10 protein-coding genes are annotated in these 19,684 nt (G+C 61.6%); 9 read left to right on the plus strand and 1 reads right to left on the minus strand.

The window, feature by feature from the left end; translation table 11 throughout:
- On the minus strand, window positions 1–7,506 hold a 7,506-nt coding region (locus AC27VU_RS23530), incomplete at its 3' end, for a retention module-containing protein (RefSeq protein WP_488725020.1).
- Between the two features lie 359 nt (window positions 7,507–7,865).
- Between AC27VU_RS23530 and AC27VU_RS23535 the strand changes: the two genes are divergently transcribed.
- The 9 genes from AC27VU_RS23535 to AC27VU_RS23575 all read left to right on the plus strand — a co-directional run bounded on the left by AC27VU_RS23535 (window position 7,866) and on the right by AC27VU_RS23575 (window position 19,676).
- On the plus strand, window positions 7,866–9,218 hold the full coding sequence (locus tag AC27VU_RS23535) for a TolC family outer membrane protein (RefSeq protein ID WP_003220452.1): 1,353 nt from the start codon (window positions 7,866–7,868) through the stop codon (window positions 9,216–9,218).
- 34 nt (window positions 9,219–9,252) lie between these two features.
- Window positions 9,253–11,409, plus strand: coding sequence for a type I secretion system permease/ATPase (locus AC27VU_RS23540; RefSeq protein ID WP_003220454.1), 2,157 nt, complete (start codon window positions 9,253–9,255; stop codon window positions 11,407–11,409).
- On the plus strand, window positions 11,399–12,766 hold the full coding sequence (locus tag AC27VU_RS23545) for an HlyD family type I secretion periplasmic adaptor subunit (RefSeq protein ID WP_003220455.1): 1,368 nt from the start codon (window positions 11,399–11,401) through the stop codon (window positions 12,764–12,766). The genes AC27VU_RS23540 and AC27VU_RS23545 overlap by 11 nt, the downstream gene beginning before the upstream one ends.
- 372 nt (window positions 12,767–13,138) lie before the next feature.
- Window positions 13,139–14,035 carry a TauD/TfdA dioxygenase family protein gene (locus AC27VU_RS23550; protein ID WP_003220456.1) on the plus strand — a complete coding sequence of 299 codons (897 nt, stop codon included), beginning with the start codon at window positions 13,139–13,141 and terminating at the stop codon, window positions 14,033–14,035.
- An 18-nt stretch (window positions 14,036–14,053) separates the two neighbouring features.
- A complete protein-coding gene (locus tag AC27VU_RS23555) occupies window positions 14,054–15,079 on the plus strand; it encodes an ABC transporter substrate-binding protein (RefSeq protein WP_473018549.1) in 1,026 nt (341 codons plus the stop codon).
- Window positions 15,080–15,084: 5 nt separating this feature from the next.
- Window positions 15,085–15,945, plus strand: a complete 861-nt coding sequence (locus AC27VU_RS23560; protein WP_201136104.1) for an ABC transporter ATP-binding protein — start codon at window positions 15,085–15,087, stop codon at window positions 15,943–15,945.
- Between the two features lie 20 nt (window positions 15,946–15,965).
- Entirely contained in the window at window positions 15,966–16,832 is an 867-nt protein-coding gene (locus tag AC27VU_RS23565; protein WP_003220459.1) for an ABC transporter permease, read from the plus strand.
- A gap of 174 nt (window positions 16,833–17,006) precedes the next feature.
- On the plus strand, window positions 17,007–17,924 hold the full coding sequence (locus AC27VU_RS23570; protein ID WP_488725021.1) for a LysR family transcriptional regulator: 918 nt from the start codon (window positions 17,007–17,009) through the stop codon (window positions 17,922–17,924).
- A gap of 213 nt (window positions 17,925–18,137) precedes the next feature.
- On the plus strand, window positions 18,138–19,676 hold the full coding sequence (locus AC27VU_RS23575) for an MFS transporter (protein ID WP_488725022.1): 1,539 nt from the start codon (window positions 18,138–18,140) through the stop codon (window positions 19,674–19,676).
- Window positions 19,677–19,684: the final 8 nt, after the last annotated feature.

Raw genomic sequence — 19,684 nt, forward strand, 5'->3', positions numbered from 1 at the left:
ACCAGCCGCGTTGGTCAGCGTTGCGGTGTAAACGATCGAACCACCTTCGGCCACGGTACCGGTCGCGGACAGCGACAGGTTGGTGGTGTCGACGGTGTCGGTGACGTTAGTGCTGACCGGGGTTTTGTCAGCCACGAGGTTTTCGTAATTGCCACCGGTCACACCGGTGATCGAGTTGGTCAGCGGCGCATGACCGGTCAACGCGTCGTTCGGCGCGGTGGTGGTCACGGTGCCGGTGGTTTTACCCACTTCGATGGTGATGTTCTGACCGTTGGCCAGGGTCACCACAACCGGCGAACCGGTCACTGGTGCGCCGACGGTTGCGGTGTAGGTCACGGTGCCGCCCTCGGCGACCGAGGTATCAGCGGACAGTTTGACGGTAGAAGTATCGATGGTGTCGGTGACTTCGGTCACTGCCGGCACGGTGCTCGGCACCAGGTTTTCGAAGTTGCCACCGGTAGCGGTGGAAATGGTCGCTTCGACTTTACCGGCATCTTTGTAAACGTCGTCCGCCGGAGCAGGAACGGTCACGGTGCCGGTGGTTTTGCCGGCCTCGATGGTGATCACAGCGCCGTTGCTCAACGTCACGGTGACTGGCGAACCAGCGGCGTTGGTCAGAGTCGCGGTGTAAACGATCGAGCCACCTTCGGCCACGGTGCCGGTCGCTGACAGCGACAGGTTAGTGGTGTCGACGGTGTCGGTAACATTGGTCGAAACCGGAGTTTTGTCAGCCACGAGGTTTTCGTAGTTACCGCCGCTCACGTCGGTGATGGCGTTGGTCAGCGGCGCGTGGCCGGTCAACGCATCGTTCGGCGCAGTGGTGGTCACGGTGCCAGTGGTTTTACCCACTTCGATGGTGATGTTCTGACCATTGGCCAAGGTCACGACCACAGGCGAACCGGTCACTGGTGCGCCAACGGTTGCGGTGTAGGTGACGGTGCCACCTTCAGCAGCAGACTCGGTTGCGGTCAGTTTGACCGTGGTGGTGTCGATGGTATCAGTGACATTTGTCACGGCTGGAACGGTGCTCGGCACCAGATTTTCGAAATTGCCACCGGTGGCGGACGAAATGGTCGCTTCGACTTTGCCCGCGTCTTTGTACACGTCGTCAGCCGGAGCCGGAACAGTCACGGTGCCGGTGGTTTTGCCGGCCTCGATGGTGATGACGGCGCCGTTGCTCAGCGTCACGGTCACCGGGGTGCCGGCAGGGTTGGTCAGTGTCGCGGTGTAGACGATCGAGCCACCTTCAGCCACCGAGTCGCTGGCGGTCAGGTTCAGGTTGGTGGTGTCGACAGTGTCCGACACCGAGGTGTTAGCCGGTGTCTTGTCGGCCACCAGGTTTTCATAGTTGCCGCCGGCAACCTTGTCGATGGCGACGCTCAACGAGCTGCCGCCCGCCAATGGGCTGTTCGGCGCGACGAAGTTCACGCTGCCGGTGGTCTCACCGACGGCGATGGTGATGGTCTGGCCGTTGGACAGGGTGACCACGACTGGCGAGCCGGTTACTGGTGCGGTCACGCTCGCGGTGTAAACCACGGTTTCGCCTTCGGCGACGTTGGCGGTGGCAGTCAGCGACACGGTGGAGGTGTCGATGGTGTCGTTGACGGTAGTCACTGCCGGGGTGTTGCTGGTCACCAGGTTTTCGAAGTCGCCACCGGTCGCGCCCTTGATGGTCGCTTCAACGGTGCCGGCGTCCTTGTAGACGTCATCCTTCGGTGCATCGACGGTCACGGTGCCGGAAGTTTTGCCGGCGTCGATGGTGATCACCGCGCCATTGCTCAACGTCACGGTCACCGGGGTGCCGGCGGCGTTGGTCAGGGTGGCGGTGTAGGTGATCTGGCCGCCTTCGTTCACCGCCGGGGTCGCGCTCAGCGACAGGTTGGTGGTGTCGACGGTGTCGGTGACGGTGGTGCTGACCGGCGTTTTGTCAGCTACGAGGTTTTCGTAGTTGCCGCCGCTGACGTTGGTGATCGAATTGTTTAGCGGCTCGTGACCGTTCAACGCATCGTTTGGTGCGGTGGTCGTCACGGTGCCGGTGGTCTTGCCGATGTCGATGGTGATGGTCTGACCGTTGGCCAGGGTCACGACCACAGGTGAGCCGGTCACTGGCGCACCGACGGTGGCGGTGTAGGTAACCGTGCCGCCCTCTGCGACCGAGGTATCGGCCGTCAGTTTGACGGTAGAAGTATCGATGGTGTCGGTGACTTCGGTCACGGCCGGAACGGTGCTTGGCACCAGGTTCTCGAAATTGCCACCCGCAGCATCCTTGATCGTGACTTCGACTTTGCCGGCGTCTTTGTAGACGTCATCGGCTGGGGCTGGAACAGTCACGGTGCCGGTGGTTTTGCCGGCTTCGATGGTGATCACTGAGCCATTGCTCAGGGTCACGGTCACCGGAGTACCGGCGGGATTGGTCAGGGTCGCGGTGTAGACGATCGAACCGCCCTCAGCCACGGTGCCGGTCGCAGTCAGCGACAGGTTGGTGGTGTCGATGGTGTCGGTGACGGTGGTCGAAACCGGGGTTTTATCGGCGACCAGATTCTCGTAATTGCCGCCGGTTACGCCGGTGATCGAGTTGGTCAGCGGTGCATGACCGGTCAGCGCGTCGTTCGGCGCGGTAGTGGTCACGGTGCCAGTGGTTTTACCCACTTCGATGGTGATGTTCTGACCATTGGCCAGGGTCACCACGACTGGCGAACCGGTCACTGGAGCGCCAACGGTAGCGGTGTAGGTGACGGTGTCACCTTCAGCAGCGGACTCGGTCGCGGTCAGTTTGACCGAGGTGGTATCGATAGTGTCGGTGACTTCGGTTACGGCTGGAACGGTGCTCGGCACCAGATTCTCGAAATTGCCGCCCGCAGCATCCTTGATTGTGACTTCGACTTTGCCGGCGTCTTTGTAGACGTCATCGGCAGGCGCTGGAACGGTTACGGTGCCAGTGGTCTTGCCCGCTTCGATGGTGATCACCGAACCGTTGGACAGGGTCACGGTCACCGGGGTGCCGGCCGCATTGGTCAGGGTCGCGGTGTAGGTGATCGAACCGCCCTCGGCGACCGAGTTGGTGGCGCTCAGGGACAGATTGGTCGTGTCGACGGTGTCGGTGACGGTGGTGCTGACCGGCGTTTTGTCGGCCACCAGGTTTTCGTAGTTGCCACCGGTCACGCCAGTGATCGAGTTGGTCAGCGGTTCGTGACCGGTCAGCGCGTCGTTCGGCGCGGTGGTGGTCACGGTGCCAGTGGTTTTGCCCACTTCGATGGTGATGGTCTGGCCGTTCGCCAGAGTCACGACCACAGGCGAGCCGGTGACCGGCGCGCCAACTGTAGCGGTGTAAGTGACAGTGCCGCCTTCAGCGACCGAGGTATCGGCTGTGAGTTTCACGGTCGAGGTGTCGATTGTATCGGTGACTTCGGTGACGGCTGGAACGGTGCTCGGCACCAGGTTCTCGAAGTTGCCGCCCGCAGCATCCTTGATCGTGACTTCGACTTTGCCGGCGTCTTTGTAGACGTCATCGGCAGGGGCCGGAACAGTCACGGTGCCGGTGGTTTTGCCGGCTTCGATGGTGATCACCGAGCCGTTCGACAGGGTCACGGTCACCGGAGTACCGGCTGGATTGGTCAGGGTCGCGGTGTAGACGATCGAACCGCCTTCGGCCACGGTGCCGGTCGCAGTCAGCGACAGGTTGGTGGTGTCGACGGTGTCGGTCACGGTGGTGCTGACCGGAGTCTTGTCGGCGACGAGGTTTTCGTAGTTGCCACCGCTCACGTCGGTGATCGCGTTGGTCAGCGGTTCATGACCATTCAACGCATCGTTCGGTGCGGTGGTGGTCACGGTGCCGGTGGTTTTGCCGACTTCGATGGTGATGGTCTGGCCGTTCGCCAGAGTCACGGTCACTGGCGAGCCGGTGACAGGCGCGCCCACTGTGGCGGTATAAGTGACGGTCCCGCCCTCGGCCACCGAGGTATCGGCGGTCAATTTGACGGTCGAAGTGTCGATGGTATCGGTCACTTCGGTCACGGCAGGAACGGTGCTCGGCACCAGGTTTTCGAAGTTACCGCCGGTGGTACCGGTGATGCTGACTTCGACTTTGCCGGCGTCTTTATAGACGTCATCGGCAGGCGCCGGAACAGTCACGGTGCCAGTGGTTTTGCCGGCTTCAATGGTGATCACCGAGCCGTTGCTCAAGGTCACGGTCACCGGAGTGCCAGCCGGATTGGTCAGGGTCGCGGTGTAGACGATCGAACCGCCCTCAGCCACGGTGCCGGTCGCAGTCAGCGACAGGTTAGTGGTGTCGACGGTGTCGGTGACGTTGGTCGAAACCGGTGTTTTGTCCGCAACCAGATTTTCGTAATTGCCGCCGCTCACATCCGTGATCGCGTTGGTCAGTGGTTCATGACCGTTCAAGGCATCGTTCGGCGCGGTGGTGGTCACGGTGCCAGTGGTTTTGCCGACTTCGATGGTGATGGTCTGGCCGTTCGCCAGGGTTACGGTCACTGGCGAGCCGGTGACAGGCGCGCCTACGGTGGCGGTGTAAGTGACGGTGCCGCCCTCGGCCACCGAGGTATCGGCGGTCAGTTTGACGGTCGAGGTGTCGATGGTATCGGTCACTTCGGTCACGGCAGGAACGGTGCTCGGCACCAGGTTCTCGAAGTTACCGCCGGTTGTACCGGTAATGCTGACTTCGACTTTGCCGGCATCTTTGTAGACGTCGTCCGCAGGCGCCGGAACGGTCACAGTGCCGGTGGTTTTGCCAGCCTCGATGGTGATGACGGAGCCGTTGCTCAACGTCACGGTTACCGGGGTGCCGGCAGGGTTGGTCAGGGTGGCGGTGTAAACGATCGAACCACCTTCAGCGACGGAGCCAGTGGCGCTCAACGTCAGGTTGGTGGTGTCGACAGTGTCGGTTACGGTGGTGCTGACCGGGGTTTTGTCCGCTACGAGGTTTTCGTAGTTGCCACCGGTCACGCCGGTGATCGAGTTGCTCAGCGGTGCTTGGCCGTTCAGCACGTCGTTCGGTGCGGTGGTAGTTACGGTGCCGGTGGTCTTGCCCACTTCGATGGTGATGGTCTGACCATTGGCCAGGGTCACGACAACTGGCGAACCGGTCACGGGCGCACCGACGGTGGCGGTGTAAGTGACGGTGCCGCCCTCGGCGACCGAGGTATCGGCGGTCAGTTTGACGGTCGACGTATCGATGGTGTCGGTGACTTCGGTCACGGCTGGAACGGTGCTCGGCACCAGGTTCTCGAAATTGCCGCCGGTTGTACCGGTAATGCTGACTTCAACCTTGCCGGCATCTTTGTAGACGTCATCGGCTGGCGCTGGAACAGTCACGGTGCCGGTGGTTTTGCCAGCCTCGATAGTGATCACCGCGCCATTGCTCAGGGTCACGGTGACTGGCGAACCAGCCGCGTTGGTCAGGGTCGCGGTGTAGACGATCGAACCACCCTCGGCGACCGAGCCGGTGGCGCTCAGCGACAGGTTGGTGGTGTCGACGGTATCGGTAACGGTGGTCGAAACCGGAGTTTTGTCGGCGACGAGGTTCTCGTAGTTACCGCCACTGACATTGGTGATGGCGTTGGTCAGCGGCGGATTGCCGGTGAGCGCATCGTTCGGTGCCGTGGTTGTCACGGTGCCGGTGGTTTTACCCACTTCGATGGTGATGGTCTGGCCGTTCGCCAAGGTCACAACAACCGGCGAACCGGTGACCGGAGCGCCTACGGTGGCGGTGTAAGTGACGGTGCCGCCCTCAGCGACCGAGGTATCGGCAGTCAGTTTGACGGTCGAGGTATCGATGGTGTCGGTGACTTCGGTGACAGCCGGAACAGTGCTCGGAACGAGGTTCTCGAAGTTACCGCCGGTTGTACCGGTAATGCTGACTTCGACTTTGCCGGCATCTTTGTAGACGTCGTCCGCAGGCGCCGGAACGGTCACAGTGCCAGTGGTTTTGCCGGCTTCGATGGTGATGACGGAGCCGTTGCTCAAGGTCACGGTCACCGGGGTACCGGCCGGGTTGGTCAGGGTTGCGGTGTAAACGATCGAGCCGCCTTCCGCGACGGTGCCGGTGGCACTCAGCGACAGATTGGTGGTGTCGATGGAGTCGGTAACGGTTGTGGTCGCTGGCGTCGTGCTCGGCACCAGGTTTTCGAAGTTGCCGCCGGTAGCACCGGTAATGGTGGTGCTGATGGTGCCGCCGTTGTTGTAGACGTCGTTCGGCGGTGTCGGCACGTTGACGGTGCCCGTGGTCTTGCCGGCTTCGATGGTGATGGTCGAACCGTTGGACAGCGTCACGGTAACCGGTGTCTGCGCCGGGTTGGTCAGGGTCGCGGTGTAGGTGATCTGGCCGCCTTCAACCACGCTGCCGGTGGCGGTCAGGGTCAGGTTGGTGGTGTCGATCGAGTCGGTGATGGTGGTCACCGCCGGCGTCGGATTCGGCACCAGGTTTTCGAAGTTGCCGCCGGTAGCACCGGTGATGGTGGTGGTGACGGTGCTGCCATTGTTATAGACGTCGTTCGGCGGTGTCGGCACGTTGACGGTGCCCGTGGTCTTGCCGGCTTCGATGGTGATGGTCGAACCGTTGGACAGCGTCACGGTAACCGGCGTCTGCGCCGGATTGGTCAGGGTCGCGGTGTAGGTGATCTGGCCACCTTCGGTGACGCTGTTGCCCGCTGTCAGAGTAACGGTGGTGGTGTCGATGGTGTCGGTGACCTGGGTCACGGCCGGAGTAGTCGGCACGGTGACGGTAATGCCATTGCCACCGGTGGTACCGGTGACGGTCACGTTGATCTGGGTCGGGTCGTTGTAGACGGTGTCGTTCGGTGCCAGCGGCACGTTGACGGTACCGGTGGTGGAACCGGCCGGAATCACGATCACCGAGCCGTTGGACAGGGTGATGGTCAGGTCGGTCAGCGGCGCCTGGGTCAGGGTCGCGGTGTACACCAGCACGCCGCCGGCTTCGGTGATGGTCGGCGTGGCGCTGAGGCTCAGGGTCGACTCACGCAGAGCGTTGGCGGTGCTGTCGGTGGTCTGGCCACCGGTGATGTTCTGTGCCGCTTGAGCACCGGAGTTGATGCCCGCGGTCGGGAAGCCGATGGTCGGATCGACGCGGCCAGCGGTGGCGTCGAGCATCACGAAGCTATGGCCACCACCGGCAGCACCACCTGTCCCCGCAGCGCTCGGGCCGGCAGCGGTGGCTTCCAGATCGGTGGTCGGGTCGGCGCCGGCAGCGATAGCCTGCTGCAGTTCTGCTACAGACGGCGCGGCCTGCGCGGTGGCTTCGGCCAGGTCAGTGCTGGAGTCGGGCGCGTTGGCGCTCCACTGAGTCTCGCGGCCCAGGTCCAGGGTGCGGCCATCGGCCAGTTCCAGCGACACGGCGCCGGAGAGGCCGGTATCGATCTGGTCGCCGACGAACAGGCGATCGCCTTCAACGAGCACGCGGCGTACACCCTCGGGGGAGACCACGAATACCTGACCGACAATGCTTTTGACGATGGCAACAACACTGCTCATTGAAGACTCTCCGGGGTGTCACGTTCAGTTGACTTCCATAGACCTGATGGCTTCGGCGCCGAATCAGTCTGGACGTACTTTTAAAATTTGCTAATCAAGTTTGACGCTGTTCTGTGTCAAAAATTTGGCTAGATTCTTTCGCTATTAACTTTATGCCAAACTATTGACCTTCTGGGTGCCATCCTAAACAATCGCCCCACTAATGTCACATTGATATTTCCGCGGCGACCTGTCCCTCAGCGTGTGATCCAGTTCCTATTTTGAACTTTCCGACATACGGTCATTCCGGTTGCCAATTATTCGACGCAGCAGCACGTTTTGCTGTGATTCAAGACAAGAAGTCCTGGGAAATCTTTACCATGCGTTTGCACTTGTTCAAGGCTCTACCGTTCGCTCTCGCCGCCTCTTTCGTCCAGGCACAATCCTTACCGGAAGCCATGCAACAGGCACTGGATGTCCACCCGGAAATCCAGGCAGGGGTCAACAGTCGTTTGGCCGCGGATTATCAATTAAAGGCTGCCAAAGGTGGATACCTGCCCAAAGTTGATCTGCTGGGCGGGTATGGCCGTGAGGGCACCGACAGCGTGACCACGCGGGCCAACGGTGGTGGCAATCACTGGGAAACCCTGAACCGCGGCGAGTCAAGTTTACGTCTCTCGCAAATGGTTTTTGACGGTTTTGCAACGTCCAGCGAAGTCGGGCGTCAACAAGCCACCGTCAACTCCCGCGCCTACTCTCTGCTGGGCACTTCCGAGCGCACTGCGCTGACCGTCGCCCAGGTGTACCTGGACGTGCTGACCCGCCGCGAATTCGTGCGCCTGGCCGAGGAAAACCTCAAGAGCCACCAGCGTATCTACGACCAGATCCAGCTGCGTACCCAGCGCGGCGTTGGCAGCGGCGCCGACCTTGATCAAGCCGAAGCGCGGATGGCCCAGGCGCGCAACAACCTGATCACCGAACAGACCAACCTCGCCGACTCCGAGACCAACTTCCTCAGCGCTGTCGGCCAGATGCCTGACCAGCTGGAGCGTCCGGCGCCGTTTATGGCGATGATGCCGGTCAACCTCAATGAAGCGCGCCAGCAAATGCTGGAAAACAGCCCGATCCTGCGTTCGGCCGAGTCCGATATCGCCGCTGCCGAGAAACAGTACGAAACCGCCAAGTCGACTTTTTACCCTCGTTTCGACGCCGAGCTGGGTCGCACTGCCGACAACGATCTCGACGGTCAGAACGGCCACAACAACGAGTGGCAGGCGATGCTGCGTATGCGCTTCAACCTGTACTCCGGCGGCAGCAACAAGGCCGATCTGGAATCCAAGTCGTACCTGTCGAACCAGGCGCTGGACATCCGCAACAACGCCCTGCGTCAGTTGAACGAAGAACTGGGCCTGGCCTGGAACGCCCTGAACAACGCCAATGCGCAGGTGCCGATTGCTCAGCAGTACGTTGATCACAGCACCGCCGTGCGCACCGCCTACCAGCGTCAGTTCAGCCTCGGTGAGCGGACCCTGCTCGATTTGCTCGACAGCGAAAACGAGTTGTTCACCGCTTCGCGGCGTCTGGCTGAAATCAAAAACATTCAGTTATTTACTCAATACCGAATCAAGGCGACCATGGGCGAATTGCTCAAAAGCCAGGGAGTGGTCGCACCATTGGCATCCGTTGTGCAGAACGACGTGAAGCCCAAGGTTCAGCTGCCCGGGATGAACTGAGTTATCCCTTTTCAACTGTTAAAGAGTGTCGAGCGTGGAATCAGAAGTCAGTCGAGTTCATCTCAGTCATGATCCACGCGCGTTGCACGACGATCCGTTGCTGGATGGTCTGCTCGCCCTTTGCATGCTGCACCAGAAGCCCGCCAGCGCGGCGATGCTGACCACCGGCCTGCCGTTGCCCAAACAACGCCTGAGTGTCGAGCTGCTGCCGCGTGCGGCGGCTCGCGCCGGGCTGCAGGGCCGGGTGCTGCAACGCAAGCTGGAAGAGATTCCGGCGATTGCCATGCCGGCGTTGTTGCTGCTCAAGGATGGCCGCAGCGCCGTCCTGCTCGGCTGGCAAGGCGAAAACGAAGCACGGGTGCTGCTCAGCGAAAGTGATGGCGGCGAATCGGTGGTCAGCCGCGAACTGCTGGCCGACGACTACACCGGCAAAGTGTTTTTCGCCCAGCCGCAGCATAAATTCGACGTCAATCACGGCACGCTGATCCCGCGTGCGCGCTCGTGGTTTCGCGACACCCTCAAGCGTTCGCGCTGGTTGTATGCGGATGCGATCGCCGCGAGTTTCCTGATCAACATCATCGCCATGGCCGCGCCGCTGTTCGTGATGAACGTCTACGACCGCGTGGTGCCGAACCAGGCCGAAGCGACCCTCTGGGTGCTGGCGCTGGGCATCACTGGTGCCTACATTTTCGACCTGATTCTCAAGAGCCTGCGCAGCCTGTGCCTGGATCTGGCCGGCAAGAAAACCGACCTGATCATCTCCGCGACGCTGTTCGAGCGTATCGTCGGCATGGCCATGAAGTACCGCCCGGCCCGGGTCGGCAGCTTCGCCCAGAACATCCATGAATTTCAGAGCCTGCGCGACTTCCTCGCCTCGCTGACGCTGACCAGTCTGATCGATCTGCCATTCACCATTCTGATCTTCATCGTCATCGCGATTCTCGGCGGGCATCTGGTGTGGATTCCGGTGCTGGCGTTCCCGATTGCGCTGTTGATCGGCTACGCGTTGCAGAAGCCGCTGGTCGCGACCATGGAACGCACCATGGCCCTCGGCGCCGAGCGTCAGTCGAGTCTGATCGAAACCCTCGCCGGCCTCGATGCGGTCAAGGTCAACAACGCCGAAAGCGAGCGTCAGTACCAGTGGGAACAGACCATCGGCACCCTCAGCCGCCTCGAGCTGCGGGTGAAAATGCTCTCCGGTCTGGCGATGAATATCACCCTGCTGATCCAGCAACTGGCCGGGGTGATCATGATCGTCTTCGGCGTGTACCAGATCATTGCCGGCAACCTGAGCATGGGCGGTCTGATTGCCTGCTACATGCTCAGCGGCCGCGCGCTCAGCCCGCTGGCGTCGCTGTCCGGTCTGTTGACCCGCTACCAGCAGGCGCGGGTGACCATGACTTCCGTCGACCAGATGATGGAGCTGCCGCAGGAGCGCAATTTCGAAGAACGTCCGCTGAGCCGCAAGGTGCTGCAGGGCGCGATCGAGTGCCGTCAGCTGAACTTCACCTATCCGGAACAACAGAACCCGGCGCTGAAGAACATCAACCTGGTGATTCGTCCCGGCGAGAAGATCGGCATCATCGGCCGCAGCGGTTCGGGCAAGAGCTCGCTGGCGAAACTGCTGGTGGGCCTGTATCAGCCGGACGACGGCGCGTTGCTGGTGGACGGCGTGGACATCCGCCAGATCGACGTCAGCGAATTGCGCTACAACATCGGCTACGTGCCGCAGGACATCCAGCTGCTGGCCGGCACCCTGCGTGACAACCTGGTCTCCGGCGCGCGTTACGTCGAAGACGAGTTGGTGCTGCAAGCCGCCGAACTGGCCGGCGTCCACGAATTCGCCCGCCTGCATCCGCAAGGCTACGAGCTGCAAGTCGGCGAGCGCGGGCAGAACCTGTCCGGCGGCCAACGGCAGAACGTCGCTCTGGCGCGGGCGCTGCTGCTCAACCCGCCGATCCTGCTGCTCGACGAACCGACCAGCGCCATGGACAACACCGGCGAAGAACGCCTCAAGCAACGTCTGGCTGCCGTCGTTGAAAACAAGACCGTGGTGCTGGTGACGCACCGGGCCTCGCTGCTGTCGCTGGTCGACCGCCTGCTGGTGGTCGACCGTGGACAGATTCTCGCCGATGGCCCGAAAGCCGCCGTGATGGAAGCGTTGAAGAAGGGGCAGATCAGTGTTGCTTAAGTCGGGTGTCAAAGAGTCGATCCGTCGCTACTTCAAGGGTTCTGCCTCGCTGCAGGGCCAGCCGCTGCCGGAGGTCAACAAGGCGCTGATCGAGGACGCCCCGCGCGTCGTGCGCCTGACCATCTGGGCAATCATCGGCTTCTTCCTGTTCCTGCTGCTGTGGGCCAACTTCGCGGTGATCGACGAAGTGACCAAGGGCGACGGCAAGGCGATTCCATCGTCGAAGATCCAGAAAATCCAGAACCTCGAGGGCGGGATTGTCTCGGAAATGTTCGTCAAGGAAGGTCAGATCGTCGAGGCCGGCGCGCCACTGATTCGCCTCGACGACACGCGTTTTGCTTCCAACGTCGGCGAAACCGAAGCCGATCGCCTGTCGATGTTGCTGCGCGTCGAACGCCTGAGCGCCGAGGTCGATGACCGCCCGCTGAATTTCCCGGACGACGTGCTCAAAGCCGTGCCGGGTCAGGCGAAAAGCGAAGAATCGTTGTACATCAGCCGTCGCCAGCAATTGCACGACGAGATTGGCGGTTTACAGGAACAGCTGATCCAGCGTCAGCAAGAGCTGCGCGAATTTACCTCCAAGCAGGCGCAATATCGCCAGCAACTGGGCCTGCAACGCCAGGAAATCAACATGTCCGAGCCGCTGGTGGCGCAGGGCGCGGTGTCGCCGGTGGAAGTGCTGCGACTCAAGCGTGCCGAAGTCGAAACCCGTGGTCAGCTCGACGCCACCACGCTGGCGATTCCGCGCGCCGAATCGGCCATCAAGGAAGTACAACGCAAGATTGACGAGACGCGCGGCAAATTCCGCAGCGATGCGCTGACCCAGCTCAACGAAGCCCGCACCGACCTGAACAAGGCCCAGGCCACCGGCAAGGCCCTGGAAGACCGGGTCAGCCGGACGCTGGTCACCTCGCCGGTACGCGGGATCGTCAACAAGTTGCTGGTCAACACCATCGGCGGCGTGATCCAGCCGGGCAGCGACATGGTGGAAATCGTGCCGCTGGATGACACCTTGCTGGTCGAAGCCAAGATCCGTCCGCAGGACATTGCCTTCCTGCATCCGGGGCAGGAAGCGATCGTCAAATTCACCGCGTACGACTACACCATTTATGGCGGGCTGAAAGCCAAACTGGAGCAGATCGGTGCCGACACCATCACCGACGAAGACAAGAAAACCACTTACTACATCATCAAGGTCCGCACCGAGCGCAGCCACTTGGGCACTGATGAAAAACCGCTGCTGATCATTCCGGGGATGGTGGCGTCGGTGGATATCATCACCGGCAAGAAGTCGGTGCTGAGTTATTTGCTCAAGCCGATCATCCGGGCGCGGGCCGAGGCGTTGCACGAGCGGTAAGTCTTCAGCGCGGCACATGGCCCCTTCGCGAGCAAGCCCGCTCCCACAGTGGATCTCGGTCGAACACAGAACTTGTGTCCACTGAAGATCAAATGTGGGAGCGGGCTTGCTCGCGAAGGGGCCAGCAAAATCACCATGCCCTGTCAGTAAGTGACACAAATCGTCATTCACCATCCAGTCCATTCCTCACCATCCGCCATATCGTTATTCATTAACGGTATTTAATTTCCCTTTCTTATAGCTTTAAAGTCAGCCACCTGCGTACCTGCCGACCAATCGGCGCGCCGCACGACCTGAACCAACACGCAATCCAGCGTGAGTTTCTGATCGACGTGCGCGCCTGTGAGCGCGCCGTGCGTGGGAGATTGAAAGATGTCCGCAGCTACTGCCACCCCAAGCGCCGCGACTGCCGCGCCGCAAAGCTTTGAAATTCGCCCGTTCAGCGGTGCCGTCGGTGCCGAAATCATCGGCCTGGACCTGACCCGGCCGGTCAACGACCAGGACTTCGCGCGCATTCACCGTGCGCACCTGGATCACCACGTTGTGGTGTTCCGCGACCAGCGCATCACCCCGCAACAGCAGATCGATTTCAGCCGTCGTTTCGGCGTGTTGCAGATTCACGTGCTCAAGCAGTTCCTGCTGGCCAATCATCCGGAAATTCTCATCGTTTCCAACATCGTCGAGAACGGCCAGAACATCGGCCTGGGCGATGCCGGCAAGTTCTGGCACTCCGACCTGTCCTATAAAGAACTGCCGAGCCTCGGCTCGATGCTGCATGCGCAGGAATTGCCGTCCGAGGGCGGCGACACCTTGTTTGCCGACATGCACAAAGCCTGGGACAACCTGCCGCAAGCGCTGCGCAAAGCCGTGGAAGGGCGCTCGGCAGCGCACTCCTATACGGCGCGTTACAGCGAGACCAAATTCGAAGGCAACTGGCGCCCGACCCTGACCCCGGAGCAACTGGCGCAGGTCGCCGAAGTGGTGCACCCAATCGTTCGCACCCATCCGGAAAACGGCCGCAAGGCGTTGTTCGTCAGCGAAGGCTTCACCACTCGCATCGTCGGTCTGCCCGAGGACGAGAGCCAGCAACTGCTGGCCGAGCTCTACGCCCACAGCGTGCTGCCGCAGAACATCTACCGCCATCAGTGGCAGCCCCACGACATGGTGTTCTGGGACAACCGCTCGCTGATCCACCTCGCCGCCGGCTGCCCCGCGCACCTGCGCCGCAAGCTGTATCGCACGACCATCCAGGGCGACGCGCCTTTCTGATTTGCCGGAGATTCGATCATGTCCAAACGTCTTCCATTTGCACCGCTGGCGGCGGCCATTGGCCTCGGTTTCAGTCTCATCGCCGGCAGCCTGGTAGCGCCGGCCGTGGCCCACGCCGAAGGTGAAATCCGCATCGCCGAACAGTTCGGGATCGTTTATTTATTGCTCAACGTGGTGCGCGATCAGGGCCTGATCGAGAAGTACGGCAAGCAGGAAGGCCTCGACATCAAGGTCGACTGGACGCAGCTCTCGGGCGGCGCGGCGGTCAACGATGCGCTCTTGTCCGGCTCTATCGACATTGCCGGCGCCGGCGTCGGCCCGCTGTTGACCATCTGGGATCGCACCCACGGCAAGCAGAACGTCAAGGCAGTCGCCTCGCTCGGCAACTTCCCGTACTACCTGGTCAGCAACAATCCCAAGGTCAAAACCATTGCCGATTTCACCGAGAAAGACCGCATTGCGGTGCCGGCGGTGGGCGTTTCGGTGCAGTCGCGTTTCCTGCAATACGCCGCGGCCAAGCAGTGGGGTGACAAGGAATTCAATCGCCTCGACAAATACACCATCGCCGTCCCGCACCCGGACGCGACCGCAGCGTTGATCGCCGGCGGCACCGAACTGACCGGGCATTTCTCCAACCCGCCGTTCCAGGATCAGGCGCTGCAGAACCCGAATGTGCACGTGGTGCTCAACTCCTACGACATCCTCGGCCCGAACTCGCCGACGGTGCTGTTCGCCACCGAGAAATTCCGCAACGACAATCCGAAAACCTACAAAGCCTTCGTCGAAGCGCTGACCGAAGCCGCGCAATTTGCGCAGAACGATAAGGGCGCGGCGGCGGACACTTACATCCGCGTGACCAAGGCCAAGATCGACCGCGCCGAGTTGCTGAAAATCATCGACAACCCGCAGTTCGAATTCAGCGTCACGCCGAAAAACACCTATCCGCTGGCCGAATTCCTCTACCGCGTCGGGGCGATCAAGAACAAACCGGAATCGTGGAAGGACTACTTCTTCCAGGACGCCAAACCGCTGCAAGGGAGCTGATCGAGATGAACGCCCCCTTGCAAGGCCACGCGGCCAGCAACCCGATCGCCAGCAGCCAGGCGCTGTTGGCGGTTGACCAAGTCAGCCTTGAATACCGCACCCCGCAACGGGTGGTACGGGCAACCCATCAAGTCAGTTTCGAGGTCGATCCGGCGGACCGCTTCGTCCTGCTCGGCCCGTCCGGCTGCGGCAAATCCACCTTGCTCAAAGCGGTCGCCGGATTCATTGCGCCGTGCGAAGGCGAGATCCGCCTGCAAGGCCAGCGCGTCGATGCGCCGGGGCCGGACCGGATCGTGGTGTTTCAGGAATTCGATCAACTGCCGCCGTGGAAAACCGTGAAACAGAACGTGATGTTTCCGCTGCTGGCCTCGCGCACGCTGAAGAAAAAGGAGGCCGAAGAACGCGCGCTGCACTATCTGGAAAAAGTCGGTCTGGCGGCGTTTGCCGATGCCTATCCGCACACCCTGTCCGGCGGCATGAAGGCGCGGGTGGCGATTGCCCGGGCGCTGGCGATGCAGCCGAAAATCCTCTTGATGGACGAGCCGTTCGCCGCGCTGGACGCGTTGACCCGGCGCAAGATGCAGGAAGAATTGCTGCTGCTCTGGGAAGAGGTGCGCTTCACTTTGCTGTTCGTCACCCACTCGATCGAAGAGGCGCTGGTGGTCGGCAATCGCATCCTGCTGTTGTCGCCACATCCGGGGCGGGTGCGCGCTGAAGTGCACAGCCATCAATACGATCTGCAAAGCCTCGGCGGCGTGGCGTTTCAGGAGTCGGCGCGGCGCATTCACCGTTTGCTGTTCGATGAAGGCCAGTCGCCGGAAACCGAGCGCGAGCACGATTTCAACGACATTCGTATCGCTTATTGAGCGTTCTGGAGGATTGCCCGATGAGCCAACCATCGTCTGTACGACAAGAGTTTGAAACCGTCCTTGAACCATTGACCAGCGTACCGCTCGAGCGCGAATTGCCTCTAGGCCAACGCCTGTGGCAACAGGGCTGGTTGCGTAAAAGCGTGATCCTGATTCTGCTGGCGATCCTCTGGGAAGTGATCGCCCGGGTGCAGAACAACGACTTGCTGCTGCCGAGTTTTCTGCAGACCAGTCATGCCTTGTATGACGGCCTGCTCAGCGGCGAGTTGCTGGGCAAGGTGTGGATATCGTTGGTGGTGCTGATCAAGGGTTACCTGATCGGCATCGTGCTGGCGTTTGCCCTGACCACGCTGGCGGTGTCGACGCAGTTTGGTCGCGACCTGCTGAGCACCCTGACCTCGATGTTCAACCCGCTGCCGGCGATTGCCTTGCTGCCGCTGGCCTTGCTCTGGTTCGGGCTGGGGCAGAACAGCCTGATTTTCGTGCTGGTGCATTCGGTGTTGTGGGCGCTGGCGTTGAACACCTACGCCGGTTTTCTCGGTGTCTCGGAAACCCTGCGCATGGCCGGGCGTAATTACGGGCTGAAGGGCATGCGTTTTGTGCTGTTCATCCTGATCCCGGCAGCGCTGCCGTCGATCCTCGCCGGGCTGAAAATCGGCTGGGCGTTTGCCTGGCGCACGCTGATCGCCGCCGAACTGGTGTTCGGCGCCACCAGCGGCAAGGGCGGATTGGGCTGGTACATCTTCCAGAACCGCAACGAGCTGTACACCGACAAGGTGTTCGCCGGGTTGGCGGTGGTGATCCTGATCGGGTTGCTGGTGGAGAATCTGGTGTTCGATACGCTGGAGCGGGTGACCGTCAAGCGCTGGGGCATGCAGCGGTAATTTGTGTTGTTCCCGCTGGCCCCTTCGCGAGCAAGCCCGCTCCCACATTTTGGAATGCGTTTCTCCTGTGGGAGCGGGCTTGCTCGCGAAGGCGTCGGTTCATGCGCCACCGGTTTCAAGGATGTTTGCTAGCATTGCACCCAGATCAATCCAGATCAGCCAAGAGTGCTCAGCATGCAACTCCCGGACATGAACCTTCTGGTCGCCCTCGACGCCTTGCTCGACGAGGGCAGTGTGGTTGGCGCCGCGCGGCGGATGAACCTCAGTCCCGCTGCCATGAGCCGCACGCTGACGCGAATCCGCGAGGCGATCGGCGATCCGATCCTGGTGCGCGCCGGTCGCGGCCTGGTGCCAACCCCCAAGGCGCTGGAACTGCGCGAGCAAGTGCGCGATGTGGTCGAGCAGGCGGCGCTGCTGTTTCGCTCCGCCGACAGCGTGGATCTGGGCACGTTGCGCCGGCGCTTCAGCATCCGCGCCAACGATTTTTTCATCGGCGTGTATGGCGGCAAGCTGTTCGATACCCTCGACCAGCAGGCGCCGCACTGCGAGTTGCGCTTCGTCCCCGAGGGCGATGGTGACGACGAAGCGCTGCGCGAAGGACGGATTGATCTGAGTGTCAGCAACACCCGTCCGGTGTCCCCGGAGGTCAAAGTGCAGAACCTGTTTTCCACGCATTTCGTCGGTCTGGTGCGTGAAGATCATCCGTTGCTCGACGGTGAGATCACCGCCGAGTGTTATGCCGGTTACTCGCATATCAGCATGTCGCGCCGTGGCATTGCTCGCGGCCCCATCGACACCGCGCTGAATGCACTGGGCCTGGAGCGGCGGGTGGCGGTGATCGCGCCGAGTTTCCACGCGGCGATGTTTGCCTTGCCGGATTCCGACCTGATCCTGCCGGTGCCCAAGGAAGCGTTGCTCAGCGTGCGCCGATTGGGCCTGAAGCTGCGCTCGTTCAATCTGCCGATTCCGTTGCCGACGCTGATGCTGACCCAGGCCTGGCATCCGCGCTTCGACAAGGACCCGGCGCACCGCTGGCTGCGTGAAACGCTCAAGGCGTGTTGTGACGAAACCTGGCTGGCCGCACAGCCCTGACACCGAATCAATGTAGGAGGGGGCTTGCTCCCGAAGGCGTCGTGCCAGGCAATGCATAGGGTGAATGACCCACCGCTTTCGCGAGCAAGCCCGCTCCCACATTGGATATTCATTGCTGCACTGAGCGCACTTATAACCTGCCAATAAGTCAATTTTCGTCAGCAGTAAGCCTTACTAAAATGCTCCGGTATTTTTCCTCCGGAGTTTGAATCCATGACATCCCTGTCGGTCCCGGCGCCCCTCGCTGCGGCCAGTCCGGCGACGGCGGCCGCGCCACCGGTATTCGGGGCGCGGATCATCACGGGCCTGGTCGGCGTGCTGCTGGCGGTGCTGGTCTCGGGCCTCAACGAGATGGTGACCAAGGTCGCGCTGGCCGACATCCGTGGCGCGCTGCACATCGGTTACGACGAAGGCACGTGGCTGGTTGCCTGCTACACCGCGACCTCGGTCGCCGCGATGGCATTCGCCCCTTGGTGCTCGGTGACCTTTTCGCTGCGCCGTTTCACCCTTTGCATGATCAGCGTCTTTACCCTGCTCGGCGTGCTGTGCCCGTTCGCCCCGAATTACGAAAGCCTGCTGCTGATGCGCACCCTGCAAGGTCTGGCCGGCGGCGCGTTGCCGCCGATGCTGATGACCGTCGCCCTGCGTTTTCTGCCGGCCAACTTCAAGCTCTATGGTTTGGCCGGTTATGCGTTGACGGCGACGTTCGGCCCGGGCCTCGGCACGCCGCTGGCCGGACTGTGGAGCGAGTACGTCGGCTGGCAATGGACGTTCTGGCAAATCATCGTGCCGTGCCTGATCGCCATGGCGATGGTCGCTTGGGGGATTCCGCAGGATCCGCTGCGCCTGGAACGCCTCAAGACATTCAACTGGAAAGGCCTGCTGCTGGGTTTTCCGGCGATCTGCATGTTGGTGATCGGCTTGCTGCAAGGCAATCGGCTGGACTGGTTCGAGTCGAGCCTGATCTGCGGTTTGCTCGGCGCCGGCTCACTGTTGCTGGTGGCGTTTCTGATCAATGAGTGGTCGCAGCCGATTCCGTTCTTCAAGTTGCAGATGCTCGGCATCCGCAACCTGGCGTTCGCCCTGATGACCCTGGCCGGGGTGCTGGTGGTGTTGCAGGCGGTGGTGCTGATTCCATCGAGCTATCTGGCGCAGGTCCAGGGTTATCGCCCGGTGCAGACCGCGCCGATCATGCTGATCGCCGCGTTGCCGCAACTGATCGCGCTGCCGCTGGTGGCGGCGCTGTGCAACCTGCGCTGGGTCGATTGCCGTTGGGTGCTTGGCATCGGTTTGAGCATGTTGACCCTGTCCTGCCTGGGTGGCTCGCTGCTGACCTCGGAGTGGATCCGCGACAATTTCTACGTCCTGCAATGGCTGCAGATCTTCGGTCAGCCGATGTCGGTGCTGCCGCTGTTGATGTTGTCGACCGGCAGCATCCAGCCGCAGGACGGGCCGTTTGCCTCGGCGTGGTTCAACACGGTGAAAGGCCTGGCGGCGGTGATCGCCACCGGAATCATTGAGGCGCTGACCACCGCGCGCCTGCATTTCCACTCGACCATGTTGATCGACAGCCTCGGCAATTCACCGTTGGCCGATCGCAGCGATCCGGGCCTCGCCCATCGCCTGCACGAACAGGCCGTGGTGCTGACTTCCTCTGATCTCTATGTGTGCATGGCCGGCGTCGCGGTGGCGCTGATCCTGCTGATTTTCTGGCTGCCGACGCGGATCTTTCCGCCCCGTGCGCCGACCTGATTGCTTCA

The sequence above is a fragment of the Pseudomonas sp. 14P5.3.2 genome (assembly GCF_057799175.1).